The following is a 24,571-nucleotide window of genomic DNA, read 5'->3' on the forward strand; positions in this document are numbered from 1 at the left end:
CCGCTCCTCGGAACGCGTGGGGAGTTGATCGAGCCGAACCGTGCGTTGGTCTAGACCAAGACCCAGGCTATTGCGGCCGCCCGGACATGTCCATACCAATGCCGCCCCCGAGTCGGCCGGACCGGGCGACAGGCACCCCGGGCACTGAACTCCCACTAAACTTAACCGGTTTTGCTCAGATGGTTGTCTCTTTCAATCTCTCGCCCTAGCCTCGCCGCGACACCACCTCCGGGCAGCGGTATTTGGGGAGCAGAGATGAGAAAGAGACTGGCCGCCGCGGCGGGAGCGTTGCTGGCCTGCGCCGCCTCGCTACTGGCCGCACCGACCTCCGCGCAGGCACAGCCGCAGACACGGGCCCAGGCGGCCCCGGGGTTCCATGTCGCCGGGGGCCGGCTGCTGGACGCGAACGGCGAGGATTTCGTCCTGCGGGGCGTCAACCACGCGCACGCCTGGTATCCCGCCAGGACGGCGCAGACCCTGAAGGACGTCAAGGCCCTGGGCGCCAACTCGGTGCGCGTGGTGCTCGCCACGGGTGATCGGTGGACGAAGAACGACGCCGCGGACGTCGCCGCCGTCGTCGCGCAGTGCAAGCAGAACCGGCTCGTCTGCGTCCTGGAGGCCCACGACACCACCGGCTACGGCGAGCAGGCCGGAGCCGTCACCCTCTCCCGCGCCGTCGACTACTGGATCGGCGTCAAGGACGCGGTTCAGGGCCAGGAGAAGTACGTCATCCTGAACATCGGGAACGAGCCGTACGGCAACTCCGGCTACGCGGCCTGGACTTCCGACACCGCGGGCGCCCTGGCCCGGATGCGGGCGGCCGGGTTCCGGCACACGCTCATGGTGGACGCCCCGAACTGGGGCCAGGACTGGTCCTTCACCATGCGCGACCACGCCGCCGAGGTGTTCGCCGCGGATCCCGAGCGCAATACGGTGTTCTCGATCCACATGTACGGCGTATTCAACACCGCTGAGAAGGTCAGAAGCTACCTTGACCGGTTCATCTCGCAGCGGCTTCCCATCGTCGTCGGGGAATTCGGCGACATGCACTCGGACGGCGATCCGGACGAGGACGCCATCATGTCCAGCGCGCGGCAGCTCGGTGTGGGCTACCTCGGCTGGTCCTGGAGCGGCAACGGCGGCGGTGTCGAGTACCTGGACATGGCCACCGGCTTCGACGCCGCGCGCCTCACCGGCTGGGGACAGCGCGTCTTCTCCGGCGCCGACGGCATCCGGCAGACGGCCCGGGAGTCGGGCGTCTTCGGTGACGGCGGATCCGGTCCCGCGCCCGCGAGCTGCTCGGTCGACTACCGCCTCGGCGACTGGGGCGCCTCGTTCAACGCGGACGTCACCATCCGCAACACCGGGACGACGGCCGTCAAGGGCTGGCAGCTCGCCTTCGCCTTCCCCGGGGACCAGAAGCTCGGTTCCGTGTGGAACGCCAAGGCCGTCCAGCAGGGCAGCGAGGTGAAGGTCACCCACGAGTCCTGGACGGAGACGATCCCGGCCGGCGGCTCCGTGAGCTTCGGGTTCAACGGCTCCTCCGGCACCGCGAACGGCGTCCCGGCCGCCTTCGGCCTCAACGGCGCGGCGTGCGCGAAGGGCTGATCCGGGGTTCCCGGCGGTCCCCATCCCGGAAGGCCAGTAGCCCGGCAGTCCGGCACATCGAAGGGCCGCGTCCGCTGTGGACGCGGCCCTTCCGCACGGCCCGCGCGCGATCGGCCCACGAGACCGCAACCGGTCGCCGAAGACCGCCGGTCGGCCCTGTCCCGGCTACACCTCCGGCGCCCGTGCCGTGGAGCCGCGTGGGGTCAGGGACGGGGTCGGGACCTGGTGGCCGCCGGTGTGCACGCCGTTGAGCACGTCGAAGAGGACGCGCGCCACCTCGGCGCCGAAGTGGTGCACGTCGTGGCTCATGGCCGACAGGGTCGGATGGGTGATCCGGCACAACTGGGAGTCGTCCCACGCCAGCAGCGACACGTCGTCGGGGACCGTGAACCCCATCTCCGCGGCGACGCCCGCCCCCGCGACCGCCATGATGTCGTTGTCGTAGACGATCGCGGTCGGCCGGTCGGCGGCGAGCAGCAGGGTGCGGGTGGCCCGGGCGCCCTCCTTCTCGTCGAAGCCGGTGGCGATCTGCCGTGCCTCCTCCAGGCCGAGTTCCCGGACGGTGTCGGCGAAGGCACGGGTGCGGATGGCGCTGTGGCCCAGGTCGGCCGGGCCGCCGACCCGGGCGACGCGCCGGTGGCCCAGGGCCGCCAGATAGCGGACGGCCTCGGCGACCGCCGACGCGTCGTCCGTCCACACCGCCGGGAAGGCGCCCGTGAGGCGGGGGTGGCCGACGGCGACCGCCGGCATGCCGAGCCGCTCCAGGGCGGGCACCCGGGGGTCGTCCTCGCGGAAGTCCACGAGGATCGCCCCGGCGATCATCCGGCCGCGCCACCACTCCTGGTAGAGCGCGATCTCCTCGTCCGGGTCCCGCACCAGCCGCAGCAGCAGGGAGCAGGACCGCTCCGCCAGGACGCTCTCGATGCCCGAGATGAAGTCCATGTAGAACGGCTCCAGGCCGAGCAGCCGGGCGGGCCGGCACAGGGCCAGCCCGACGATGTCGACCCGCTTGCTGGACAGGCTGCGCGCGGTGGCGCTGGGGGCCCAGCCCAGTTCCCGGGCCGCCGCGAAGATCCGTTCCCGGGTGGCCTCGGAGACGCCGGGCTTGTGGTTGAAGGCGAGCGAGACGGCGCCCTTGGACACCCCGGCGCGCGCCGCGACGTCCTTGATGGTGACGCGTTCCCCGGTGCCGCTCACCCGAGGTCCACGCAGAACAGGGCGGCTTCGACAGCGTCCACGGTGACCGGGCCGCAGCCCTCGACCCGGATGCGGGTGCGCTCACCGGGCAGGAGGGTCTGCCGGCCGCGGTCGCAGACGGCGGCCGGGCCCAGCCGGTCGGGCTGGAGCAGGAGGTCTCTGACGAGGGTCTGGGCGCTCACCACGACGTCGACTCTATCCCCCGGTCCGGGCACGGGCTCGAGGGTGACGTCGTACCGGGGGCCGGGGTAGGCGAAGTCCTTGTCGGGGACGGGGAAGTGCAGTGCGCGCAGCCCTTCCCCGCTCCCGGCGCCGCCCGGGCGGGGGGCTTCCCCGGCGTCCGCGACCAGGAATTCCCTGCCGGTGCGCGGGTCCGGTACGAGGTGTGGGGGGACCGGGATCCGGGCGACCGAGCGGGGGCCCGCGGCCGGCTCGACCACGGCTTCGGCGAGCGTGGTGCCGTCGGCGTCGAGCCGGCGCAGGGTCACCGCCGGCCGCCAGGGCGTGGCGGCCTGGTTGACCGCGGCGAGCACCAGGCCGTCGGGGTCCGGGCAGAGGGTGAGCAGCCGGTCGGCGTAGACGCGGCGCAGCTCGTGGTAGAGCGGTTTGGGGCGGCCGTCGCCGTCGATGGCGGCCCAGGAGGTCACCGGCCAGCAGTCGTTGAGCTGCCAGACGACCGTGCCGGCGCACACCGGCCAGTGGGAGCGCCAGTGTTCGACGCCGGCGGCGACGGCGCGGGCCTGCACGAGCTGGGTCAGGTAGTGCCAGCGGTCGAAGTCGTCGCCGGGCGGCGGGAAGTGGCGGGCGACGCCGCGGTTCAGCTTGCCGTTGCCGTCCTCGGCCTTCTGGTGGTGGAGCATGCCCGGGGAGTCGGGCGTGAGGGGCTCGCCGGGCAGCGCGCGGCGCAGGGTGGCCAGGGCCGGGGGTGCCTGCCAGCCGAACTCGGCGACGAAGCGGGGCACGTTCGCCCGGTACTCGGCGTAGTCCTGGCGGTTCCACACCTCCCAGGAGTGGTGGGTGCCGTGGGCGGGGTCGTTGGGGTGGTGGTCCCAGGAGCCGGACCAGGGGCTGCCCGCGGTGTAGGGGCGGGTGGGGTCGAGTTCGGCGACGATACGGGGCAGCAGGCCGAGGTAGTAGCCCTCGCCCCAGGAGTCCCCGGCGAGCGGGCCCTCCCAGTCCCAGTCGCGGAAGCCCCACAGGTTCTCGTTGTTGCCGTTCCACAGCGCCAGCGAGGGGTGCGGCATCAGCCGGACGACGTTGTCGCGCGCCTCGGCCTCGATCTCCCCGCGCAGCGGCTGTTCCTCCGGGTAGGCGGCGCAGGCGAAGAGGAAGTCCTGCCAGACCATCAGGCCCAGCTCGTCGCAGGCGTCGTAGAACGCCTCGTCCTCGTAGATGCCGCCGCCCCACACCCGGACCAGGTCGACGCCCGCGTCGGCGGCCTGGGTGAGCCGGGTGCGGTAGCGCTCGGGGGTGATCCGGGAGGGGAAGGCGTCGTCGGGGATCCAGTTGACGCCCCGGGCGAAGACCCGTACGCCGTTGACGACCAGGGTGAAGCCGGTGCCGTGGGCGTCGGTGGAGCGGTCCAGCTCGATCGTGCGGAAGCCGATCCGGCGGTGCCAGGTGTCGAGCGGGCCGCTGTCGTCGCTCAGGGTGAGATCGAGGTCGTACAGGGGCTGTTCGCCGTATCCGCGCGGCCACCACAGGCGGGGGTCGGGGACGTCGAGGGCGAGGACCGTCTCGTCGCCGGTCAGTTCGGCCTCGGCCCGGACGCCGGCCGTCTCCGCCGTGACGCGCAGGCGCCGGTCCCGTCCCCGCTCGGTGCGCTCGACGCGCAGCCGTACCTCGACGCGGCCGGTGCCCCCGGCCACGGTGACCTGGGGCCGCACCTCGGCCAGGCGGGCGGTGGACCAGTGCTCCAGCCGGACCGGCCGCCAGATGCCCGCGGTGACCAGGGTGGGTCCCCAGTCCCAGCCGAAGTTGCACGCCATCTTCCGGATGTACTGGCTGGGTTCGGGATAGACGTTGGGCCGCTCCCCCGTCACCGCGCGGACCGCCGCCGCCTCGTCGTAGGCGGAGGCGAAGCGGACCTCCAGTTCACCGGTGCGTCCGGTGACGTCGAAGCGGTAGGTGCGGTGCATGTTGCGGGTGGTGCCGAGGGGGCGGCCCGCGAGGGTGAGGTACGCGGCCGTGTCGAGGCCCTCGAAGACCAGGTCGGTGCGCTCGTGGCCGCTGTCGTGGCCGAGCCGGCGGACGTAGGTCCAGGCGCGGCGGCCCACCCAGGCGACGTCCGTCTCGTTGCGGCCGAGGAAGGGGTCGGGAATGGCCCCGGCGGCGAGGAGGTCGGTGTGGACGCAACCGGGCACCCGGGCTTCCAGCAGTTCCTCCCCGTGGCGCAGGCTCCAGCCCTCGCCGAGCTGGGTGACGTCCTTCATGGTGCGGCTCCAATCGCCTGACTCAGACCGGTCAACGGGCAACGGCGCACAACCTAACGCGCGGCCCACCCGCTGTCTATAAACCGGTCTATCTATGTAGCCGTAATGAGTGGCAAGGGAAACAGCACGTCAGAGGATCGGGTTACGGGCTTCGGTAACGATTGCGCATCACGCTGGAAATTGGAGCTTTACCGGTTCACCAGCGGCTGCCATAGTGCCGACATCCCACTCGCAGAGCTGAGCCGCGATCCTGGAGGAGCTGGGCACATGGGGAAGAACACGACGTTCGCTGGGCGTCGGTGGCGCGGCGGGCTGCTGGCCGCCGCGGTGCTGACCGTCGCGGGGTGCGGCGGCGGGGGCGCGGTCTCCGGTGAGACGGCGAAGGCACCGGACGACCCGGCCGACGCCTCGGGCACGATCAAGGTCCTCACCCACCGCACCGACCTCGTGCAGAACGGGACGATGGCCCGGTACGCCGAGGAGTTCAACAAGGTCTACCCCAAGGTGAAGGTGAAGTTCGAGGCCCTCACCGACTACGAGGGGGAGGTCAAGATCCGGATGAACACCGACGACTACGGCGACGTCCTGATGATCCCGGCCGCCGTGGCCAAGAACGACTACCCGAAGTTCTTCGCCCCCCTCGGCACCGCCGCCGACCTGGGCGGCACCTACCGGTTCAGCGACAAGACCGAGGTCGGCGGCAAGGTCTACGGCATCGCCCAGTTCGGCACGGCCAACGGCTTCGTCTACAACAAGGCGGTCTGGAGGAAGGCCGGCATCACCGACTGGCCCGCCACGCCGGACGAGTTCCTGGCCGGTCTGCGGGCCGTCGAGGCGAAGACGGACGCCCTGCCGTACTACACGAACTTCAAGGACGGCTGGCCGCTGACCGCCTGGAGCAACAGCATCGGCTCCGTCACCTGCGACGCCAAGGCCGGCGACGAACTGGCCGGCGCCGTCTCGCCCTGGCGCGAGGGCGGCGAACTGCGCGCGATCGACTCCCTGCTCCACGACATCGTCAAGGACGGCCTGTCGGAGAAGGACCCCAACACCACCAACTGGGAGGCGTCCAAGGGGCTGATCGCGCGCGGCGAGGTCGCCACCATGCACCTCGGCTCCTGGGCCATCACCCAGATGCGCGACGCGGCGGAGAAGGCCGGCACCGACCCGGACGACATCGGTTTCATGCCCTTCCCCGTGCGGAAGGACGGCAAGTACTGCGCCGTCCTCGCCTCCGACTACCAGCAGGCCGTCAACGCCCACTCCGCGCACAAGGCGGCGGCACGCGCCTGGATCGACTGGTTCACCCAGAAGTCGGGCTACTCGGCCAGGGAGGGCGCCGTCCCCGCCCTGAAGTCCGCCCCGATGCCCGGCACGCTGAAGGACTTCACTGACAACGATGTCGTCTTCCTGGAGCGCTCCGAGGCGAAAACCGGTGAGGTCAACGCGATCGACAACGCGGCCGAGATCGGGCTGAACAAGCCCGACTACCGCCAGAAGCTGATCGACCTCGCCCGCGGCGCGCAGCGCGGCGACCTCGACGGCTACTTCGCCGACCTGGACAAGCGGTGGAACGAGGCGGCGCGGACCGCCGGTTCCTGAACGGTGCCGGGCCCCGACCGCCCGTAGCCCGTACGCGCCGGGCGGGGCCCGGCCCGCCGTACCGACGGCGAAGACGGAAGGCCGAGATGGAGGACGGAAGGCCGAGATGACCGAGACGACCCGTACGGCACCCGCCAAGGTGCCCCGCGCCACCGCATCACCCGGCGCGGCGCGCACACCGGACGGCGGCCGCCGGAGCGGCCGGACGCTGCGCCGGCTGACCCCCTGGCTGTTCCTGGCCGTTCCCCTGGCCCTGCTGGTGACGTTCACCTATGTGCCGGTCGGGAACATGATCTACTACAGCTTCACCGACTGGGACGGCGTCAGTCCCGACCGCCGCTTCACCGGCGTCGACAACTACGAGCAGCTGCTCACCCGGCCCGAGCTGTTCCGGGTGTTCTTCGTCAGCTTCTACTACCTCGCCGCCTCGGCCGTGCAGATCGTGATCGCCCTGTACTTCGCGACCGTGCTCAGCTTCGACCTGCGCCTGCGCAACCTGTTCAAGGGCATCCTGTTCTTCCCCTACCTGATCAACGGCGTGGCCATCGGCTTCGTCTTCCTGTACTTCTTCCAGGACGGCGGCACGCTCGACTCGGTGCTGTCCTGGTTCGGCGCCGGCTCCGGCCACGCCTGGCTCGGCGATCCCGAGTCGGCCAACACCTCCCTGGCCGGGGTGTCCGTGTGGCGGTTCACCGGGCTGAACTTCGTGCTGTTCCTCGGCGCGATCCAGTCCATCCCGGCGGAACTGTACGAGGCCGCCCAGCTCGACGGGGCCTCGCGCCTGCAGCAGTTCCGGCACATCATCGCGCCGAGCATCCGGCCGGTGATCAGCCTGAGCGTCATCCTGGCCGTCTCCGGCTCGCTGTCGGTGTTCGAGATCCCCTACATCATGACCGGCGGCGCGACCGGCACGACGACGTTCGTCATCCAGACGGTCAAGCTCGCCTTCCAGTTCAACAAGACCGGTCTGGCCTCGGCCGCCGCCGTCGTCCTGCTCCTGATCATCCTGCTGATCACCTGGATCCAGCGCCGCCTCGTGCCCGACGAGAAGGTGGACCTCGTATGACCGCGCCCCTGCCCGCCCGCCGCCGGACCGGCCCCGCGCTGACCTATCTGTCGCTGATCGTCGCCTCGTTGGTGGTGCTGGTCCCGCTCGCCGTCGTCTTCCTGACCTCGCTGAAGACCTCCGAGGAGGTCGCGGACGGCGGTGCGCTGTCGCTGCCGGGCGACTGGCTGAACTTCGGCAACTACGTGACGGCGTTCAACGACGGCAAGATGCTGTCCGCCTTCTTCAACACGGCCGTCATCCTGCTGTTCTCCCTGACCGGCACGGTGCTCATCGGGTCGATGACCGCGTACGCCATCGACCGTTTCCGTTTCCGGCTGAAGAAGCCCGTCATGGCGCTGTTCCTGGTCGCCACCCTGGTGCCCGGGGTCACCACCCAGGTGGCGACCTTCCAAGTGGTCAACAGCTTCGGGCTGTTCAACACCATCTGGGCGCCGGTCCTGCTCTACATGGGCACGGACATCGTCTCGATCTACATCTTCCTGCAGTTCGTCCGCGGCATCCCGGTGTCCCTGGACGAGGCGGCGCGGCTGGACGGGGCCAACTCCCTCACCATCTACTGGAGGATCATCCTGCCCCTGCTGAAACCGGCGATCGCCACGGTCGTCATCATCAAGGGGATCACCGTGTACAACGACTTCTACATCCCCTTCCTCTACATGCCGTCCGAGGACCTCGGCACCGTCTCCACCGCCCTGTTCCGCTTCAAGGGTCCGTTCGGCGCGCACTGGGAGAACATCTCGGCCGGCACGATCCTCGTCATCGTGCCGACCCTCGTCGTCTTCCTGTTCCTCCAGCGCTACATCTACAACGGCTTCGCGCAGGGCGCGACCAAGTGATCCGCGGCCGGGGGCGGTGGCGGGCTCAGAGCTCGTTGGCGACGTACTTGCGCAGCCAGTCGCGGAAGTCCGGGCCCAGGTCCTCGCGTTCGCAGGCCAGGCGGACCACGGCGCGCAGATAGGCGCCGCGGTCCCCGGTGTCGTAGCGGCGGCCGCGGAAGACCACGCCGTGGACGGGCCCGCCGGGTGCCGCACCGGAGGCGAGGGCCCGCAGGGCGTCGGTGAGCTGGATCTCGCCGCCCTTCCCGGCCGGGGTGGTCCGCAGGACGTCGAAGATCTCCGGCGACAGGACGTAGCGCCCGATGACCGCGAGGTTGGACGGCGCCGTTCCCGGGGCCGGTTTCTCCACCAGCCCGGTGATCCGGGGCACGTCGGGGGTGTCCCCGGGGGCCGTCGAGGCGCAGCCGTAGCGGCCGATGTCCTCCTCGGAGACCTCCATCAGGGCCACCACGCAGCCGCCGTGCCGCTCCCGCACGTCGAGCATGGTGCCGAGGAGGGGGTCCCGGGGGTCGATGAGGTCGTCGCCGAGCAGGACCGCGAACGGCTCGTCGCCGACGTGGTCCGCCGCGCACAGCACGGCGTGGCCGAGGCCGAGCGGATCGCCCTGGCGGACGTAGTGCACGGTGGCGAGGTCGTCCGAGGCCGTGACGGCGGCCAGCCGCCGCTCGTCCCCCTTGCGCCGGAGCGCGGTGACCAGTTCGTGGTTGCGGTCGAAGTGGTCCTCCAGGGCCCGCTTGTTCCGTCCGGTGATCATCAGGACGTCGTCCAGCCCGGCGCCGGCGGCCTCCTCGACGACGTACTGGATGGCGGGGGTGTCCACGACCGGCAGCATCTCCTTGGGAGTCGCCTTGGTCGCGGGGAGGAAGCGGGTGCCGAGGCCGGCCGCCGGGATGACGGCCTTGCGGACGCGGCTCATCGGTCCTCCCCGGTGCGGTTGCGGTGCAGCGTGATCCTGGCGTCCTTGGCGACGTAGTAGTTGTCGACGGCGTAGGAGATGGTGGCGAAGTCGATCCGGCCCTCGCCGTCGAAGTCGCCGAGGGCGATCCGGGCCACGGACTCGTCGGCGACGCGCCACTTGGTCCACACCCCGGCCCGGGCGTCGAGGGCCTTGTAGTAGAAGACTCCCTGCCAGGGCCAGGGGCCGCGCAGGGCCACCAGGAACTCGTCGTCGCCGTCGCCGTCGAAGTCGGCGCAGACGATCTGGTGTCCGGGGCCTTCGCCGTTCTCGTTGGGGTCCCCGAACACGTCGAGGATCGTGCGGGTCCAGGTGTGGGTGCCGTCGGGCTCGGGCCGCTTGGTGTAGACGGCGACGGTGTTGCCGTGGAAGGGCTCGACCGCGGCGACGTAGGCCAGGGGGTCGTCGCCGAGGCGCCCGGCGTTCAGGTCGCCGCTGCCGCGGAAGCCGGTCCGCTCGAACTGGCCGCGCTCGCCGGTACCGATCAGGACGCGTTCCCACTGCGCGCGTTCCTCGTCCCAGTACAGCCAGGTGACGCCCTCGTCGGAGGCCAGCAGCAGGCTGTCGCGGTCGCTGCCGGGGATGAGTCCCTTCTTCTTCTCCGCCCCGTGGATCATGCGGAAGTGCTGGTCGTCGATGACGGTCATGGGCCACTCGGCGGCGCTGTGCACGTCGTCGGGCTGGGTGAACATCACCACCGGCAGGACGGCGTGGACGTCCTCCACCGCCACGATGGGCAGACCGATGATCTCCAGGCGCTCGCTCTGCGTGAAGTAGCCGGCGCGCAGCCGGTGCATGCCCACGGCCCGCCCCACGTAGTGGCGCTTCCAGCGCGAGGGGTCCTTGTCCGGCTGGCCCGGGTTCTCCAGCCAGCTGATCTTCCCGCCCTCCGGGTCGGGGTCCACGATGGTGCCGATGGGGCCGTACAGCTCGTGGCACACGATGATGTCGGCGACGCCGTTGCCGCTGATGTCGGCGAAGTCGGCGCCCACCGGCATGTGGATCCCGTCGGCGGCCAGCCGGCGCTCCCAGGTCCCGTCGTTGCGGTACCAGTAGATCTCGCCCAGGCGCAGGCCGTAGCCGAACAGGTCGACGCGGCCGTCGCCGTCGAGGTCGGTGGCCTCCAGCCAGTAGCCGTCGCGCAGTTGGTCGGTGACGGTCTCGGAGTCGAAGCGGGGGATGCGCACCATCGGGCTGTCCGTGTGGTCTGTCACGGCGTCACTCTCCTGGATGTTGCGGGCGGTGGTGTTCCTCGGGATCGGCGGGTCGTGCGGACGGCGGGGTCAGCAGGGGTGGTACTCCAGGGCCAGCCAGACGCAGTCGGTGTCCGACCAGTAGCGGTGCCAGGGGTAGTGCCAGGCTCCGGTGTCGTCGTGGGCGCAGAACGGCGCGTGGGTGGCGCCCGGTTCCAGGGCGAGGTCCTGGTAGCGGGTGGCGGCGTCCTGGGCGTGGAACTTCTGCATGCGTCCGCGCCCCGCGATCTGGGTGTGGACTTCGAGGAACTCGTGCTTGCGGTGGATGTGGCAGTCGGTGCCGGCCGGCGCGTACCAGAGGTTGGCCTGAAGGCGCAGCGGGACGGCGGTGCGGGCGGCGCTCGGGATGCCCAGCAGCTCCGGCGGGAGCGTCACGGTGCCGAGCTGTTCCACGGGCGAGCGCCACAGGGGGGTGTGCGCGGGGAAGGGGGCGCCCTCGCCGGCGCCGGCGGCCAGCGACGGGTCGTCACCGATGCGCAGCCATCCCTCCCGGGTGCCGAGGTCCGTCAGGTCCTGCTGTTCCCAGCCGGTGAACAGCAGCAGCGGGCCGGGGTGGCGGAGCGTCACCCGGTTCAGCACGGCCGACCGCAGGGCGGGGACCAGGGAGGGCTGGTCGGTGCCCAGGTCGAGCGGGAGGGCCGTGGGGTTCACGACCAGGGTCTCCTCGCGCAGGGGTGTCTCGTCGCCGGGCGCGGTGAGCCGGGCGCGCAGCGTACGGGTGGAGAAAGCGAGCACCGTCTCGGTGAGTGCCATGGGTGTCCTTCGTCAGTGGCTGTGCTCCCGGTCCGGGGAGCGGCGCGGGTCCGGGTCAGCCGGCGAGCTGGGCCACGCCGGCCGGGAAGTGCCCGGTGACCAGGGCCGTTTCGGGGGCGAAGAGGGAGGGCGCCGGGCCGAGGCCGAAGTAGTGGGCGAGCGCTCCGACCGTGCGCTCGGCCGCGTAGCCGTCGCCGTACGGATTGACCGCGCGGGCCATGGCGGTGTAGGCGGCGCTGTCGTCCAGCAGGGAGGCGGCGGCCTCGACGATGCCCTCGGTGGTCTTGCCCACGAGCCGGGCGGCGCCGGTCTCGATGGTCTCCACCCGCTCGGTGACGTCGGCCAGCACCAGGGTGGGGGTGCCGAGCGCCGGGCCCTCCTCCTGGGCGCCGCTGCTGTCCGAGATGATCATGTCGGCGCGGTCGAGCAGCCTGCAGAAGGAGAGGTACGGAAGGGGGTCGGTGACGGTGATGTCCGGGTGGCCGGCGACGACGGGCAGGATCGCCTCGCGTACGGCCGGGTTGCGGTGCAGCGGGATGACGACGCGCACGTCGCCGCGGTCGGCGAGCCGCCGCCAGGCGCGGGCGATGTCGCTCAGCTGGGGCCAGGCGTCCCGGCGGTGGGCGGAGGCGAGGACGACCCGGCGGCTCTCCTGTTCCAGGTCCTCGAGTTCGGGGCGTCCCCAGTCGGCGGCGTGCCGGGCGCCCCACTGGAGGGCGTCGATGACGGTGTTGCCGGTGACCACGATGTCGCGGGCGGGCACGCCCTCCTTCAGCAGGTGGTCGCGGTTGCCCCAGGTCGGTGCCAGGTGCAGGTCGGCGACCCGGGCGACGAGCCGGCGGTTCCCCTCCTCGGGGAAGGGCGAGGACAGCGTGCCGCTGCGCAGTCCGGCCTCGACGTGCACCACGGGTATGCGGTGGTGGAAGGCGGCCAGCGCGCCCGCCAGGGTGGTCGCGGTGTCCCCGTGGACGAGGACGGCGTCCGGGCGTTCCTCCGGGAGGTAGGTGTCGAGGCTCTCCAGGATGCGCGCGGTGGTTCCGGAGAGCGTCTGGCGCTCCCTCATCACCGCCATGTCGTGATCGACCGACAGACCGAAGGCGGCGAGGGTCTCGTGCAGCATCTCGCGGTGCTGGCCGGTGGAGATGACGGCCGGCTCGAAGCGCGGGTCGCGCTGGAGAAGACGGATCACCGGAGCGAACTTGATTGCCTCCGGACGGGTGCCCATGACAAGGGCGACTCTCTTCACGGCGGAACAGCTCCTCGAAATTTCGCCGCCGGGGCACCGTGGAGGCCGGTGCCCCGGCGCGTGGTCGTGCGGCCTCTCTGTCGCACGTGGACGAGTCCGGGACGACGGCGCGGTCACTCACCGCAGCTCGGCTGTCGCTCACCGGGTTCAACTGACCGTAGCCTAGATCCCGCATCACCAAAAGGATCAAGGTTTGCTCGGCTGCGAATCGCACCAAGCAGAATCCGGGCGGGTGGGGCGCGCGTCACACGGTCGGGGTGACGCCTCCGTCCACGACGATCTCGGCGCCGGAGACGAACGCCGACGCGTCGGAGGCCAGGTGCACGGCCGCCGCGGCGACCTCCTCCGGCCTGCCGAGCCGGCCCGCCGGGATGCCGTTCAGCTCGACGTACCGCTTCAGCGCGGTCTCGCGGTCGGTGCCGAACTCCTCGGCGAGCGCGTCGGCCAGGCCGCCCGGGCGGTCGTAGACGGCCGTGCGGATGAAGCCGGGAGAGATCACGTTGGAGCGCACGCCCCGCGGGGTGAACTCCCTGGCCAGCGTCTTCGACAGCATGAGGACCCCGGCCTTCGCCACGCTGTAGTCCGGCAGCCTGGGATTGGGCATGCGAGCCGCCTCCGAGGCGGTGTGCAGCAGCACACCGCTGCCCCGCTCCAGCATGTGGGGCAGCACGGCGCGGGACATCCGGACGTACCCCAGCAGGTTCAGCTCCAGGACGTCCCGCCAGGCGTCGTCCCCGACGCCGAGGAAGCCTTCCGGCCGGACCGTGGCCACTCCCGCGTTGTTGTGCAGGACGTCGACGCGCCCGAAGCGGTCGAGCGCCGCCTGGACCAGCCGCCGGGCCCCGTCGGGGTCGCGCAGGTCGGCCTCGACCGGCAGCACCCTGTCGTCGCCCAGTGCCGCGAGCGCTCCCGGGTCGAGGTCGCCCCCCACCACGGACGCCCCTTCCGCCAGGAACGCGCGGGCCGTGGCGAAACCGATTCCGCCGCCCGCGCCGGTGATGAGAACGACCTTTTCCGCGAGATTGTGTTGCACGGCTTCCTCTCTCTTCCGGTTCTCTTCCGGTTCTCTTCCGGTGTTTTCTCCGGTGCCTGACGAGTGTGTGCGGGACGAGTGTTTCTCGCACACCCCGGTTCTTGTCCAGTGCGGGTTAGAGTCGCACAGCGAATTCACCGAACCCTCTGCAGAAGGAGGACGCACGCCGTGCATATCGATCTCTCGGGCCGCGTCGCGCTGGTCACCGGTTCCACCGCCGGAATCGGACTCGCCGTCGCCAAGGGTCTCCACGCCGCCGGTGCGGAAGTGGTGCTCAACGGGCGGACCGAGGAACGCCTGGACAAGGCCCTCGGCGAGTTCGGCTCCGCCGAGCGGGTCCACAAGGTGGCCGCCGACGTGGGCACCGCGGCGGGCTGCCGGGCGCTGGTGGAGGCTTTTCCGACCGTGGATATTCTGGTGAACAACGCCGGAATCTTCGCCCCTCAGCCGATTTTTGAAATCCCGGACGAGGAGTGGCAGCGCTTCTTCGACGTGAATGTGATGAGCGGCATCCGGCTGTCCCGGCACTATGTGCCGAAGATGGTGGAGCGCGGCTGGGGAAGGACCGTCTTCGTCTCCAGCGAATCCGCCGTCCAGGTGCCGCCGGAGATGGTCCACTACGGCATGACGAAAACCGCTCAGCTGACCGTGGCCCGGGGCCTGGCCGAGGCGGTCGGCGGCACCGGCGTCACGGTGAACAGCGTGCTGCCCGGACCGACCCTCAGCGAGGGCGTCGAGAAGTTCGTGCGCGAGCTGGTGGGCGATGCCGCGGGTTCGCCGGAGGAGGCGAGCCGGCTGTTCATCGAGAAGGAGCGGCCCACCTCGCTGCTCGGCCGTCTCGCCTCCTCCGAGGAGGTGGCGAACCTGGTGGTGTACCTGTGCTCCGAGCAGGCGTCGGCGACCACGGGTTCGGCGCTCCGGGTGGACGGCGGCGTGCTGCGCGGCGTGCTGTGACGCGCGGGGCCGCGTCCCGCGGGGCGCGGTGAGGGCACGCTCGCGGGACCGGCAGAAGGGCGGGGAGGCCACTCCCCGCCCTTCTGCGTGTGCGGACGCGCTCAGACCTGCTGGGTGACGGGCTGGGGCGTGCCCGGGGCGGGCCCGGCCGCGGGCCCGGCGGGCGTGTCCTCGCGCTTGCGCGGCCGGCCGGCCCAGCGGCGCATGACCGGGCGCTCCACCGCCGCGTAGAGCAGCCAGCCCAGCAGCTGGGCGGCGACGAAGGACACCGCGACGACGGCGAGCGCCGCCGGGGTGGCGAACCTGCGGCCGTCCAGCAGGTCCTGCACGGCGAGCAGCACCAGGTAGTGCACCAGGTAGAAGGCGAACGACACCTCGCCGAGCAGGGTCATGACCCGGCCCCGCAGACCGGTCGGGCGTCCGGCGACGTCCGCGGCCGCCACCGCCGTCACGAGCAGGGCGAGCGGCACGGCCAGGGTGACGTTCAGGCCGTACTGCCAGGGCACGGCCAGGGCCAGGACGTAGCCGAGGCAGGTCAGGCCCAGCGCGGGGGCGATGCCCAGGCCGATCCACCGGCCCTCCCGCAGGATCCGGGCCATGAGCATGCCGAGGACGAACTCGAACAGGCGCAGCGGCGGGATGTTGTAGGCGAGCCACCACTGCGTCTCGGACAGGGGCCACTCGGCCAGGCGCGGAGTGGCGGGTACGGCCGTGTCGATGACGATCTGGGTGACGAGCAGGCCGGCGAAGGTGACGGCGAACCACGCCCACAGCCGGCTGCTCCTCAGGTCCTTGACCCAGCGCCACAGCAGCGGGAAGAGCAGGTAGAAGAGCAGTTCGCTGCAGAGCGACCAGCTGGGCTGGTTGACGCTCACGAAGGTGTCCAGGCGGGGGATCCAGGAGTGGACGAGGAAGAGGTTCGGCAGCCACACCGCCACTCCCCCGACGGTCGAGGAGAACAGCAGGAGGGTCACGGCCCAGGTGACGACGTGGTTGGGGAAGATCTTCAGCAGCCGGCGCCGGTAGAAGGGGCCGAGCCGCTCGCCCGGCCGCGCCGACCACGCCAGCACGAAGCCGCTGAGGACGAAGAAGAAGGACACCCCCGCCCAGCCGGCCTTGCTGAAGAGCACGCCGTAGCCGTCGGCGAAACCCCGGTCGGCGAACGGGTCCACCATCTTGGTGAGCGAGGTGTGGAAGCAGAAGACGAGCGCTGCGGCGTAGAACCGCAGGCCGGTGAGCGAGGGCAGTTTCTGCCTGGTCCCGCTGGCTTGCCGGTCGGGCACGGTCACTCCTTTCGGCGGCACGGCGCGGCGCGCCTGTCCGCCCGGTGGGGAGGGGGGAAGTTCGTCTGCGGGGCGGGGAGTCGACAACGGCCTCTACCGGCCCCGGAGTTCGTCGGCCTCGGACGATAGTGGCTGCTCAGGTGAGCGGCCACGCGCCGTGGGTACGTGAGTTGGACAGCCGGGTGTGCAACCGCTGATCGCTTCAGTTGCACACCCCGTCGGCGTCCTTCGCCGGCCGGCCCGCCTCGGCCAAGGAGCCGAGCAGGGCGGCCAGTTCGCCGATGAGCGGCGATTCCTCCAGCGCCCGGCAGAGCGCGGCGTCGTGTGCCGGTCGCGCCGCGGCCAGCAGGTCCCGCCCCGCGGCGGTCAGTTCGGTGGAGACCCCGCGCCGGTCCGTCGTGCACAGCACCCGGGCCAGCAGGCCGCGCGCCTCCAGCCGGTTGACCATGCGGGTGGCGGCGCTGTCGCTGAGCGCGGCCACCCGGGCCAGCTGCTTCATGCGCAGGTGCCAGCCGTCCTGCCGGGCCAGCGCCTCCAGCACGGTGTACTCCACCACCGACAGACCGTGCGGACGCAGCACGCCCTCCAGGGTCCGTTCCAGATCGCAGTGGAGTGCGGCGAGGGTGCGCCAGCCGCGCACGCGGACTTTTGAGGAGTCGTCGGGGATGTACATGGGCGCCTCCCGGGATTCTCTATGAGCAATGCGTGTGCACGCTATCCGCTTGCGCCCATAGCTGGCGTGCGCAACTGTTGTGCACGCTTGCTATGAGCGTCTGCACAAAGGAAGGACACCCATGCCCCTCGCGTTGCTGGCCCTGGCGATCAGCGCCTTCGGAATCGGCACGACCGAGTTCGTCACCAACGGCCTGCTGCCCGAAGTCGCCGCGGACTTCGATGTCTCCATCCCGACCGCGGGTCTGCTGACCTCTGGCTATGCGCTGGGCGTGGTCGTCGGAGCGCCCGTGCTGACCGCGGCCACCACCCGGGTGCGCCGCAAGCACCTGCTCGTCGGGCTGATGCTGCTGTTCATCGCGGGCAACCTGGTAGCGGCGGTCGCGCCCACCTACGGCCTGCTGATGACCGGCCGGGTGCTGTCGGCCCTGTGCCACGGCGCCTTCTTCGGCGTCGGGTCCGTCGTCGCGGCGGGCCTGGTGGCCCCCGACAAGAAGGCCGGCGCGATCTCGCTGATGTTCACCGGCCTCACCCTCGCCAATGTACTGGGCATGCCGATGGGCACCGTACTCGGCCAGCACTTCGGCTGGCGAGCGGCGTTCTGGGGCGTCGTGGTGCTCGGGCTGGTCGGCCTGCTCGGCATCATGACCCTGGTGCCGAGCGAACCGGTCGCCGAGGAGAGCAACCTGCGCGCGGAGCTGGCGGCCTTCCGCAAGCCGCAGGTCTGGCTGGCGCTCGCCGTCACCGCGATCGGCTTCAGCGGCCTGCTGGCCTCCTTCACCTATGTCACGCCGATGATGACGGACGTGGCCGGGTTCTCCGAGTCCAGCATCACCTGGCTGCTGGCGCTGTACGGCCTGGGGCTGGTGGCCGGCAACTACCTGGGCGGCAAGGCCGCCGACCGCGCCCTGACCGCGACCATCTTCACCCTGCTGATCGCGCTCGCCGCCGTCCTGCTGCTGTTCACCGCGACCGCGCACAACAAGGTGACCGCCGTCATCACCCTGTTCGTGCTCGGCGGCGTCGGGTTCGGCACCATTCCGCCGCTCCAGACGCGGGTCATGCAGCTGGCCGGCGGTCCGGCGACGCTCGTGTCCGCGGCGAACATCGCGGCCTTCAACCTCGGCGCGGCGGTGGGTGCCTGGCTCGGCGGTGTGACCATCGACGCGGGCCTGGGCTACACCTCCCCGAACTGGGTGGGCGCCGTCATCACCACCGTCGGCATCCTGCTGGCCGTCGTCTCCGTGGGCATGGAGCGCCGGGGCCGGCAGGGCACCGCGCCCGCGTCGCCGGCCACGCCGGTCACCACCTCCGCGTCCGGCGGCTGACCGCGACGGCGTCCCGCCCGCCCGCCCTCGTGCGGCCCCGCGCCGACGGCGCGGGGCCGCACTTCCGCCGGACTCCTCCCCGGCGGTCCGACTTCCTCCCCGGCAAGGAGCACCCATGCCCCGAGTACGCACCGAACTGTCCTCCGGCCCGAGCGTGGTGGAGTACCTGCACACGGGTTCCGGCGAGGGCGTCGTCCTCGTCCACGGCACCGGAGCCACCCCGGACGGCAACTTCGGCCACCTCATCGACGTACTGCGTCCCCGCCACACGGTGGTGGCTCCCTTCCTGTCCGGCGCGGGCACGACCACGGACAGCGGGGCGCCGCTGACCGTCGACGACCTCGCCCGCCAGGTGCTCGCCGCCGCCGACGACGCCGGCCTGACGAAGTTCCACCTGGTGGGGCACTCGCTCGGGGCCTGCGTGGCAGCGGCGGCGGCCGCCCAGTCCGGCGACCGCGTCCGCTCGCTGGTGCTGCACGCGGGGTGGGCGACGAGCGACACCAGGCTGACGGCCCAGTTCGCCCTGTGGCGGCGGCTGCTGGCGGCGGACACCGAACTGCTGGCCCGCCTGGTCCTGCTGACCGCCTTCCGGGCCACGGCCCCGCACTTCCAGGACGCGGCGGCGTTCGAGCGCGAGGTCGCGGCCTTCGCCGCGATGTTCCGGCCGGAGGGCACGGCCCGGCAGCTGCTGCTCGACGAGGAGGTCGACATCGCGCGGCTGCTGCCCCGGGTCACGGCGCCCGCGCTCGTCATCGCGGGCACCGACGACGCCGTCGTCCCGCCGTACCACCAGGAGCGGATGGCCGAGCTCGTGCCCGGCGCCCGGCTGACCCATGTGGCCGCCGGGCACGCCTTCCCCTTCGAGTCGCCGGAGTGGTTCGCCAGGCTGGTGGCCGAGTTCATCGCGGGCCGGCGCCCGGAGCGGACGCCGGGCCCGCGGCAGCCGGACCCCGCGCTGCCGTCCTGACCCCCGCGCACGCCCCGTCAGGACGCACGCGAGACCTCGTCCGGGCCGGTGACCGCCACCTCGGACTCCAGCCGGTCGGCGAACCGGCGCAGCGAGTCGGCGTAGGCGCGGGCGGCGGTGGACAGCAGCGGGGCGCAGTGGCCCGGAACGCTGTGCAGGATCCGCTGCTGCTGGGTGGCCAGGGGCACTTGGGGCTCCAGCATGCGCAGCAGGAACCGGCCCACCTCGGTGAACCGCAGGGACGGGTCCTGGCGCAGCGCGCGGAGGGCGGCCTGGAAGTCGGCGTGCTTCTCGGCGGTGACGTCGTCCGGCCGCTTCCGCGCCTCGGCGCTCCGCAGGGGCGCGGGGGCCGCCACCGGTGCCGGCCGCCGGCCGCGCTGGCGTGCCGGTACCGGGTCCTCGCCCCGGCTCAGCCGGGCGCGGACGTCCCGTACCGTCCCGGGGGACACACCGGCCTGCCCGGCGATGGTCCGCAGCGAGGCGTCCGGCTGTTCGCGCAGCAGCCGGGCCGCGAGTTCCCTGCCGCGGCGCGGGTCGACGGGGCGGGCGCGGTCGTCGCGGCCCACCCGCACCGCGGGGCGGTCCCCAGCCGGGGACCGCGTGGCCCGCAGTTCGGCCACCACGCGGGCCGACAGACCCGCGACCGCGGCGATGCGCCGGTCGGACCAGGCGGGCCGGGACCGGAGGATGCGCAGGGCGGCCGTACGGCGCTCGGCGAGCGACAGCGGGAGCCCGTGCGCGGTGTTGGCGTGGACGGCGTAGACGAAGGCCTCGTCGGGTCCGCCGTCGAAGTAGCGGACGGCGATGGTGCGGTCGCCCCTGCGCAGGGCGGCCTCCAGGCGGTGCAGGCCGTCGATGACCTGGCCCGTCGCCGCGTGGACGACGACCGGCGGGTAGGGGTCGTCCAGGGCGGCCAGCGTCTCCACGTGGCCCGGGTCGAGGCAGCGTCTGGGCGAGGCGGCCGGGCGGAGGCGGCCGACCGCCACCTCTTCGACGCGGCCGCCCAGTCCGCGCCTCACCTCTGCGGCGACGGACGATGCCGGCTCGGCGCCGCGTGGCGCCGGCCCGGCCTCGGCTAAGGAGCCCTGCCCCGCTGAGGAGACCTTCTCTGCGTCGGCGGTGTGCACACTTCCCCCTTGTGCTCGGCCCCGCGGAACGGCGGCGCGACGCCCGGCCTCGCCGATCGCGCCCTCGCGGCCGGCGCGCTCCCGCACGTCCGGTGAGCCCCTGCTGTCGTTGTGGCGTAGCGAGGGCGTAAACCAAGTATTTCCGGTATGTTGAACTACAGCTCGCAAACGGCATGCTCAATTCCGCATTGCGCTACAACGCTAGCACGTTGCCCCTCATGTGGGACGGTGCCCAATCACGAAGAGGAAGATTCGGCATGGTGGAAACCGACTCCACACGCCCGCATCGCGTGCAGTCCGTGGCCCGCGCCTTCGCCTTGCTGGAAGCCGTCGGCGCCGCCGCCGAGGGGGTCCGCCTGAGCGACGCGGCCGAGTCCGTCGGACTGTCCCGCAGCACCGCGCACAACCTGCTGGCCACGCTGGAGTCGCTCGGGTACGTGACACAGCGTTCGTCGGCGGGGCGGTACATCCTCACGGAACGCCTGACCGAACTCGCCCGCGGCTCCGTCGGCAGCGACGACGCGCTGCGCGACACGATCCATCCGGTGCTCGACAAGCTGGCCTCGATCAGCGCCGAGACCTGCTACCTCGCCGTCCCCGCACTGCGGGACTACGTCTACATCGACACCGTGGAGTCCTCCCAGCCGCTCAAGCTGGCCGTACCCGTCGGCGGGCACGACCCCTTCTTCGGCACCGCCATCGGGCACGTCCTGCTCGCCTTCCGGCCGGCCACCGCCGAACGCCTCGCCCGTGAGCAGCCGGAGGAGTGGGCCCGCTGGCGGGAGCACGTCGCCGCCGTCCACGAACTCGGCTACGCCGTCGACATGGAGGACTACCAGCCCGGACTGTGCTGCGCCGCGGTGCCGGTGCACCGGCACGGCCGCGTCGTGGCCGCCCTCGGGGTGTCCGGCCCGGCGTCCCGGCTGCCGCAGGACCGGCTGCGCGAGCTGGCGATCACCGCGTCCCACCTCCTGAAGACGGAGGGCATCGGCTGACCCGCGGCTCCCGGCGGCGGGCCGCCCCGGCTACCGCGCCGGACCGGCCCGCCCGGCGCGCCGCACGGTCGTGCGCAGCCAGGCGGTGATCCAGCCCGTCTGCATCGCGGCGTCCAGGAGGTACGTCGGGCGGATGCGTCCCCGGGGCACGTAGACGAGGTCGACGGCCAGCAGGGTCAGCGCCGTGCCCAGGCCGATGCGGCGGGCGTGGGCCGGACCGCCGGGGTCGGCCGCCGCCGCGAGCTGGGCGAGGCCGGAGCAGGCCAGCAGCCCGCCCGTCGTCATCTGGAGCCACACATCGGTCTTCGGCCCGAAGACCCGCTCGAAGCTGCGCAGGTGGGCCAGCGGCCACAGCCCGCCCACCACGTTGAAGGCGCCGTGCGCCACCGCCATACCGCGCCCAGGTTCCCGGTCCGGCGTGCTGGCCATGTGAGCCTCCCTCCACGGGACGGGACGGGTACCCCGGCCGGCGCCGCTCACCCGGCCCCGAGCCGCACCGTGGTGGTGACCCGGGTGAGCGAGGGCCGTCTCGGCACCGAACCGAAACCGAAGCGGACCGGCGGGTCGACCGGGGCGAGGACACCGAGGTCGGCGCCGTCGAGGGACCCGGCGAGCGCGCGGACCGCGCGCAGGTCCCGTGCGCCGTACCACTCGCGGCGGCCCGCCCCGGCGCTGCCCCGGGTGCGGACGCCGGGCAGCAGCAGCCGGGCCGGGACATCAGTAAGCGCGCTCCACGCCGGACGGCAGGCGAGCGGGGCGGGTACGGCCCGCAGCAGCAGGCCCAGCGGCCGGCGCCGTCCGGTGACGAAGCGCAGCCGGAGCGGGCCGGCGGCGACGGTCCAGACGTCGTCCGCCACGCCGGCCCGCACCGGTACGACGCGCACGGTGTCGAAGACGTAGGTGCCGTCGATGAACTCGGCCGTCTCCGGCGTGGGCGCGAGCAGCAGCCGTTCGCCGTCCGGCCGTTCCAGCATCACGTCGCTGAACGGGCCGAACGGCGACCGCTGCCAGTGGCCGAGCACGACCCGGGTGCCGGAGGTCGTGCCCAGGCCGGCGATCCAGCCGTCGAAGCGGAGCGTCCGCCGGCGGCGGGCGGCTTCCCCGGCGCCCGTCCGCCCGGGCTCATGGCGTCCGCGAGCAGGGCACCGAGACTCCCATCCGCACATGTCCGACTCCGTCCGAGAAGTGCACGACGGGCTCGCCGGCGGGGGCCGGCAGACCCGCCTCGGCGGTCAGGGTCTCCTCCAGCTCCTCGACGGTGGCACCGGCCAGCGGCCAGGGCTCGTGTTCCACGGGCGTCTCCCACAGCAGGCCGAGCCGCCGGGTGTACGCCCGCCAGCGCGAGGTCAGCCAGACGTCCCGCTCGGTGGGCCGCTCCAGCGGGGCCCCGGGGCGGACGACCAGCCGGTACGAGGCGCGGCCCGGGCGCCTGCGGCCGGAGTAGCGGACGGTCCCGCCGCTCCGGGCGACCTCCAGGTCGCCGGGGTGGTACGGCGCGCCGATCGCCCGCGCGCCCAGCATGACCGGGCAGGCGACCTCCAGCGAGAAGAACCACAGCCCGTCCCGGCCGTTCGGGTGCCGGACGTAGGTCCGCAGGTTGGTCTCCGCGAAGGTGGGCAGCCCGGGCAGCGCGGAGGGTACGCCGGGCGGGCGCACGTCGGTCATCACGAACGGGGTGAACCCCACCCAGGCGCTGCCCTCGTACTCCTCCACCACCAAAGGCTCCGGCACCAGTGCCCGCACCGCCTCCACGGGATACGCCCAGTGGACGAACGTCTGCGTCATCCAGCCCGCACACAGCGCCGGCAGCCGTACCCGCTGTTCCGCTCCGTAGGCCGCCACACGGCACGGGTCCCCCCGCCCGCCCGGCGGAAACGGAAGGAGGCGAACAGCCCAGTGGCTCGCACGAAGGGAGGAAGCTCCCGGCCGTCCGGGCGCGGGCGGTGGCCGGGCGGCCCGCGTGGCTGAAACATGAGCGGGGTGCCCTGGTGCTCGCATGCGGTGCGGCGACGGGGGTACCTCACCGCCCCCGAACCGTCACAGGAGTGGCCTCCATGACTTTCAACCCCCTGGAGCAGCGGGGCATCCCGCTGGACCGTCAGCTGCGCAACTGGCGCGAGCTCGACGTGCAGCCGATCGACCCCGACCGCTGTGACCCCTACACCCGGTGCCGCGTCATCACCATGAACGGCATCGAGGTGGAGGCGATCCTCTTCAGCCACCAGCTCGCCCGCAACACCGCCGACCCGGAGGTCAAGCGGCAGCTGGCCCGCACCCGGTACATCGAGGCCCAGCAGCAGAAGGTCGTCAACTGGCTGCTGCCCGGCGTCTCCTCGGTGCTGGAGACCACCATCGCCTACGAGCAGGTCGCGGTGGACCTGACGGCGTGGGTGGCGCGGATGGAACCGGACCCGTACCTGAAGCAGGCGTACGAGTTCGGGGTCCTGGAGGACTTCGACCACCTGTACCGGTACGCCAACCTGTACGAGATGATCGAGCACCGCAAGGCCGAGTCGATCGTCGACAACCTCACCGAGGTCATGCCGGGCCGGCCCACGAAGTTCCATCACCGCGACCCGTACGACAACGTCCGCGACCCCTACGACAAGGCGGCCACGAGCCCGCTGTCGAAGCTGCACGCGCTGACGATCATGTCCGCGGAGCAGCAGACCATGAACTTCTACATGAACACCGGCCCCACCTACATGGAGCCGATCGCGCGCCAGCTGTACCAGGAGATCGGGCTGATCGAGGAGGAGCACGTCACCCACTACGAGTCCCTGGTGGACCCCGGGGAGACCTGGTGGGAGCAGCTGGTCAACCACGAGTACAACGAGTGCTACCTCTACTACTCCTTCATGGAGCAGGAGAGCGACCCCAAGGTCAAGGCGATCTGGGAGCTGCACCTGAACATGGAGCTGGAGCACCTGCACACGGCCTGCGACCTGATGCGCCGCTACGACGGCCGGGAGCCGCAGGAGGTCCTCGCGCCCGAGCTGCCGAACGTGCTCACCTTCGAGCCGAACAAGCAGTACCTGCGGAACCTGCTCGACACCCAGATGGACCTGACCACGCTCGGCGCCGGTTATGTGCGTGAGGCGCACGAGCGGTTCGAGAAGATGCAGGAGCGGATCCACGGCGGCGAGCAGCCCCCGAGCGAGCGGGTCATGGCGGAGCACGACCAGATGTTCGGCCGCGAGTACCGAGTCGAGTCCGAGGGCGAGCACCCCGATCCCCGTATGCGCGAGAAGTGAGGGAGCC

Annotated in this window: 22 protein-coding genes; 9 read left to right on the top strand and 13 right to left on the bottom strand. The window is 71.9% G+C overall.

Annotated elements, in window-relative coordinates; all coding sequences use genetic code 11:
- The first annotated feature begins 255 nt into the window (after positions 1 to 255).
- Complete coding sequence (locus tag ACSURM_RS09110; RefSeq protein ID WP_436954501.1) at positions 256 to 1,608, top strand: cellulase family glycosylhydrolase; 1,353 nt, start codon at positions 256 to 258, stop codon at positions 1,606 to 1,608.
- Positions 1,609 to 1,773: 165 nt separating this feature from the next.
- Here the strand turns inward: ACSURM_RS09110 and ACSURM_RS09115 are convergent, their stop codons facing one another.
- On the bottom strand, positions 1,774 to 2,805 hold the full coding sequence (locus ACSURM_RS09115; protein WP_436954503.1) for a LacI family DNA-binding transcriptional regulator: 1,032 nt from the start codon (positions 2,803 to 2,805) through the stop codon (positions 1,774 to 1,776).
- Entirely contained in the window at positions 2,802 to 5,237 is a 2,436-nt protein-coding gene (locus ACSURM_RS09120) for a glycoside hydrolase family 2 protein (RefSeq protein WP_436954504.1), read from the bottom strand. The genes ACSURM_RS09115 and ACSURM_RS09120 overlap by 4 nt, the downstream gene beginning before the upstream one ends.
- 267 nt (positions 5,238 to 5,504) lie before the next feature.
- Between ACSURM_RS09120 and ACSURM_RS09125 the strand changes: the two genes are divergently transcribed.
- From ACSURM_RS09125 to ACSURM_RS09135, 3 genes are all read left to right on the top strand, one after another.
- Positions 5,505 to 6,839, top strand: coding sequence for an ABC transporter substrate-binding protein (locus ACSURM_RS09125; RefSeq protein WP_436954505.1), 1,335 nt, complete (start codon positions 5,505 to 5,507; stop codon positions 6,837 to 6,839).
- 106 nt (positions 6,840 to 6,945) lie between these two features.
- Positions 6,946 to 7,905 (top strand): carbohydrate ABC transporter permease, encoded by a 960-nt coding sequence (locus ACSURM_RS09130; protein WP_436954506.1) that lies wholly within the window; start codon positions 6,946 to 6,948, stop codon positions 7,903 to 7,905.
- Positions 7,902 to 8,744 carry a carbohydrate ABC transporter permease gene (locus ACSURM_RS09135; protein WP_436954507.1) on the top strand — a complete coding sequence of 281 codons (843 nt, stop codon included), beginning with the start codon at positions 7,902 to 7,904 and terminating at the stop codon, positions 8,742 to 8,744. Before ACSURM_RS09130 ends, ACSURM_RS09135 begins: the two co-directional genes overlap by 4 nt.
- A 25-nt stretch (positions 8,745 to 8,769) precedes the next feature.
- Here the strand turns inward: ACSURM_RS09135 and ACSURM_RS09140 are convergent, their stop codons facing one another.
- From ACSURM_RS09140 to ACSURM_RS09160, 5 genes are all read right to left on the bottom strand, one after another.
- The gene (locus ACSURM_RS09140) at positions 8,770 to 9,660 is read right to left on the bottom strand and encodes a UTP--glucose-1-phosphate uridylyltransferase (protein WP_436954508.1); all 891 of its coding nucleotides are present in this window, start codon (positions 9,658 to 9,660) and stop codon (positions 8,770 to 8,772) included.
- A complete protein-coding gene (locus ACSURM_RS09145; RefSeq protein ID WP_436961008.1) occupies positions 9,657 to 10,889 on the bottom strand; it encodes an FG-GAP repeat domain-containing protein in 1,233 nt (410 codons plus the stop codon). The genes ACSURM_RS09140 and ACSURM_RS09145 overlap by 4 nt, the downstream gene beginning before the upstream one ends.
- Before the next feature lie 93 nt (positions 10,890 to 10,982).
- Positions 10,983 to 11,705 carry a hypothetical protein gene (locus ACSURM_RS09150; RefSeq protein ID WP_436954509.1) on the bottom strand — a complete coding sequence of 241 codons (723 nt, stop codon included), beginning with the start codon at positions 11,703 to 11,705 and terminating at the stop codon, positions 10,983 to 10,985.
- A gap of 55 nt (positions 11,706 to 11,760) precedes the next feature.
- Positions 11,761 to 12,951 carry a non-hydrolyzing UDP-N-acetylglucosamine 2-epimerase gene (wecB, locus tag ACSURM_RS09155; protein ID WP_436954510.1) on the bottom strand — a complete coding sequence of 397 codons (1,191 nt, stop codon included), beginning with the start codon at positions 12,949 to 12,951 and terminating at the stop codon, positions 11,761 to 11,763.
- A gap of 244 nt (positions 12,952 to 13,195) precedes the next feature.
- Positions 13,196 to 13,984 (bottom strand): SDR family NAD(P)-dependent oxidoreductase, encoded by a 789-nt coding sequence (locus tag ACSURM_RS09160; protein ID WP_436954511.1) that lies wholly within the window; start codon positions 13,982 to 13,984, stop codon positions 13,196 to 13,198.
- 168 nt (positions 13,985 to 14,152) lie between these two features.
- Between ACSURM_RS09160 and ACSURM_RS09165 the strand changes: the two genes are divergently transcribed.
- Complete coding sequence (locus ACSURM_RS09165; protein WP_436954513.1) at positions 14,153 to 14,938, top strand: SDR family NAD(P)-dependent oxidoreductase; 786 nt, start codon at positions 14,153 to 14,155, stop codon at positions 14,936 to 14,938.
- Between the two features lie 101 nt (positions 14,939 to 15,039).
- Here ACSURM_RS09165 and ACSURM_RS09170 read toward each other — a convergent pair whose 3' ends face one another.
- Both ACSURM_RS09170 and ACSURM_RS09175 read right to left on the bottom strand, forming a co-directional pair.
- The gene (locus ACSURM_RS09170; RefSeq protein ID WP_436954514.1) at positions 15,040 to 16,221 is read right to left on the bottom strand and encodes an acyltransferase family protein; all 1,182 of its coding nucleotides are present in this window, start codon (positions 16,219 to 16,221) and stop codon (positions 15,040 to 15,042) included.
- 202 nt (positions 16,222 to 16,423) lie between these two features.
- Positions 16,424 to 16,894, bottom strand: a complete 471-nt coding sequence (locus tag ACSURM_RS09175) for a MarR family winged helix-turn-helix transcriptional regulator (protein ID WP_436954515.1) — start codon at positions 16,892 to 16,894, stop codon at positions 16,424 to 16,426.
- A gap of 121 nt (positions 16,895 to 17,015) precedes the next feature.
- On the opposite strand from ACSURM_RS09175, the gene ACSURM_RS09180 reads away from it, so the two are divergent.
- Together ACSURM_RS09180 and ACSURM_RS09185 are read left to right on the top strand one after the other, a co-directional pair.
- Positions 17,016 to 18,221 (top strand): MFS transporter, encoded by a 1,206-nt coding sequence (locus ACSURM_RS09180; RefSeq protein ID WP_436954516.1) that lies wholly within the window; start codon positions 17,016 to 17,018, stop codon positions 18,219 to 18,221.
- A 115-nt stretch (positions 18,222 to 18,336) separates the two neighbouring features.
- Positions 18,337 to 19,188 (top strand): alpha/beta fold hydrolase, encoded by an 852-nt coding sequence (locus ACSURM_RS09185; RefSeq protein ID WP_436954517.1) that lies wholly within the window; start codon positions 18,337 to 18,339, stop codon positions 19,186 to 19,188.
- Between the two features lie 17 nt (positions 19,189 to 19,205).
- Here the strand turns inward: ACSURM_RS09185 and ACSURM_RS09190 are convergent, their stop codons facing one another.
- Positions 19,206 to 20,207, bottom strand: coding sequence for a hypothetical protein (locus tag ACSURM_RS09190; protein ID WP_436954518.1), 1,002 nt, complete (start codon positions 20,205 to 20,207; stop codon positions 19,206 to 19,208).
- 365 nt (positions 20,208 to 20,572) lie between these two features.
- On the opposite strand from ACSURM_RS09190, the gene ACSURM_RS09195 reads away from it, so the two are divergent.
- Positions 20,573 to 21,310, top strand: a complete 738-nt coding sequence (locus ACSURM_RS09195) for an IclR family transcriptional regulator (RefSeq protein WP_436954519.1) — start codon at positions 20,573 to 20,575, stop codon at positions 21,308 to 21,310.
- A 30-nt stretch (positions 21,311 to 21,340) separates the two neighbouring features.
- Here ACSURM_RS09195 and ACSURM_RS09200 read toward each other — a convergent pair whose 3' ends face one another.
- Genes ACSURM_RS09200 through ACSURM_RS09210 form a run of 3 tightly spaced genes read right to left on the bottom strand, consistent with a single transcriptional unit; the run spans position 21,341 to position 23,095 of the window.
- The gene (locus ACSURM_RS09200) at positions 21,341 to 21,739 is read right to left on the bottom strand and encodes a hypothetical protein (protein ID WP_436954520.1); all 399 of its coding nucleotides are present in this window, start codon (positions 21,737 to 21,739) and stop codon (positions 21,341 to 21,343) included.
- 47 nt (positions 21,740 to 21,786) lie between these two features.
- A complete protein-coding gene (locus ACSURM_RS09205; RefSeq protein WP_436954521.1) occupies positions 21,787 to 22,476 on the bottom strand; it encodes a hypothetical protein in 690 nt (229 codons plus the stop codon).
- The gene (locus tag ACSURM_RS09210; RefSeq protein ID WP_436954522.1) at positions 22,433 to 23,095 is read right to left on the bottom strand and encodes a YqjF family protein; all 663 of its coding nucleotides are present in this window, start codon (positions 23,093 to 23,095) and stop codon (positions 22,433 to 22,435) included. The genes ACSURM_RS09205 and ACSURM_RS09210 overlap by 44 nt, the downstream gene beginning before the upstream one ends.
- A gap of 269 nt (positions 23,096 to 23,364) precedes the next feature.
- Between ACSURM_RS09210 and ACSURM_RS09215 the strand changes: the two genes are divergently transcribed.
- Positions 23,365 to 24,564, top strand: coding sequence for a hypothetical protein (locus ACSURM_RS09215; protein WP_436954523.1), 1,200 nt, complete (start codon positions 23,365 to 23,367; stop codon positions 24,562 to 24,564).
- The last annotated feature ends 7 nt before the right edge of the window (positions 24,565 to 24,571 follow it).

Source organism: Streptomyces sp. SudanB182_2057 (genome assembly GCF_964272715.1).
GTDB classification, from domain to species: domain Bacteria; phylum Actinomycetota; class Actinomycetes; order Streptomycetales; family Streptomycetaceae; genus Streptomyces; species Streptomyces rubradiris.

Bases quoted from the DNA above. Each gene is read 5' to 3' on its own strand.
- ACSURM_RS09185 (WP_436954517.1), top strand. From the start codon at position 18,337: ATGCCCCGAGTACGCACCGAACTGTCCTCCGGCCCGAGCGTGGTGGAG.
- ACSURM_RS09120 (WP_436954504.1), bottom strand. From the start codon at position 5,237: ATGAAGGACGTCACCCAGCTCGGCGAGGGCTGGAGCCTGCGCCACGGG.
- ACSURM_RS09110 (WP_436954501.1), top strand. From the start codon at position 256: ATGAGAAAGAGACTGGCCGCCGCGGCGGGAGCGTTGCTGGCCTGCGCC.
- ACSURM_RS09180 (WP_436954516.1), top strand. From the start codon at position 17,016: ATGCCCCTCGCGTTGCTGGCCCTGGCGATCAGCGCCTTCGGAATCGGC.
- ACSURM_RS09175 (WP_436954515.1), bottom strand. From the start codon at position 16,894: ATGTACATCCCCGACGACTCCTCAAAAGTCCGCGTGCGCGGCTGGCGC.
- ACSURM_RS09200 (WP_436954520.1), bottom strand. From the start codon at position 21,739: ATGGCCAGCACGCCGGACCGGGAACCTGGGCGCGGTATGGCGGTGGCG.
- ACSURM_RS09215 (WP_436954523.1), top strand. From the start codon at position 23,365: ATGACTTTCAACCCCCTGGAGCAGCGGGGCATCCCGCTGGACCGTCAG.
- ACSURM_RS09125 (WP_436954505.1), top strand. From the start codon at position 5,505: ATGGGGAAGAACACGACGTTCGCTGGGCGTCGGTGGCGCGGCGGGCTG.
- ACSURM_RS09135 (WP_436954507.1), top strand. From the start codon at position 7,902: ATGACCGCGCCCCTGCCCGCCCGCCGCCGGACCGGCCCCGCGCTGACC.
- ACSURM_RS09205 (WP_436954521.1), bottom strand. From the start codon at position 22,476: ATGTGCGGATGGGAGTCTCGGTGCCCTGCTCGCGGACGCCATGAGCCC.
- ACSURM_RS09130 (WP_436954506.1), top strand. From the start codon at position 6,946: ATGACCGAGACGACCCGTACGGCACCCGCCAAGGTGCCCCGCGCCACC.
- ACSURM_RS09150 (WP_436954509.1), bottom strand. From the start codon at position 11,705: ATGGCACTCACCGAGACGGTGCTCGCTTTCTCCACCCGTACGCTGCGC.
- ACSURM_RS09145 (WP_436961008.1), bottom strand. From the start codon at position 10,889: ATGGTGCGCATCCCCCGCTTCGACTCCGAGACCGTCACCGACCAACTG.
- ACSURM_RS09195 (WP_436954519.1), top strand. From the start codon at position 20,573: ATGGTGGAAACCGACTCCACACGCCCGCATCGCGTGCAGTCCGTGGCC.
- ACSURM_RS09210 (WP_436954522.1), bottom strand. From the start codon at position 23,095: ATGACGCAGACGTTCGTCCACTGGGCGTATCCCGTGGAGGCGGTGCGG.
- ACSURM_RS09140 (WP_436954508.1), bottom strand. From the start codon at position 9,660: ATGAGCCGCGTCCGCAAGGCCGTCATCCCGGCGGCCGGCCTCGGCACC.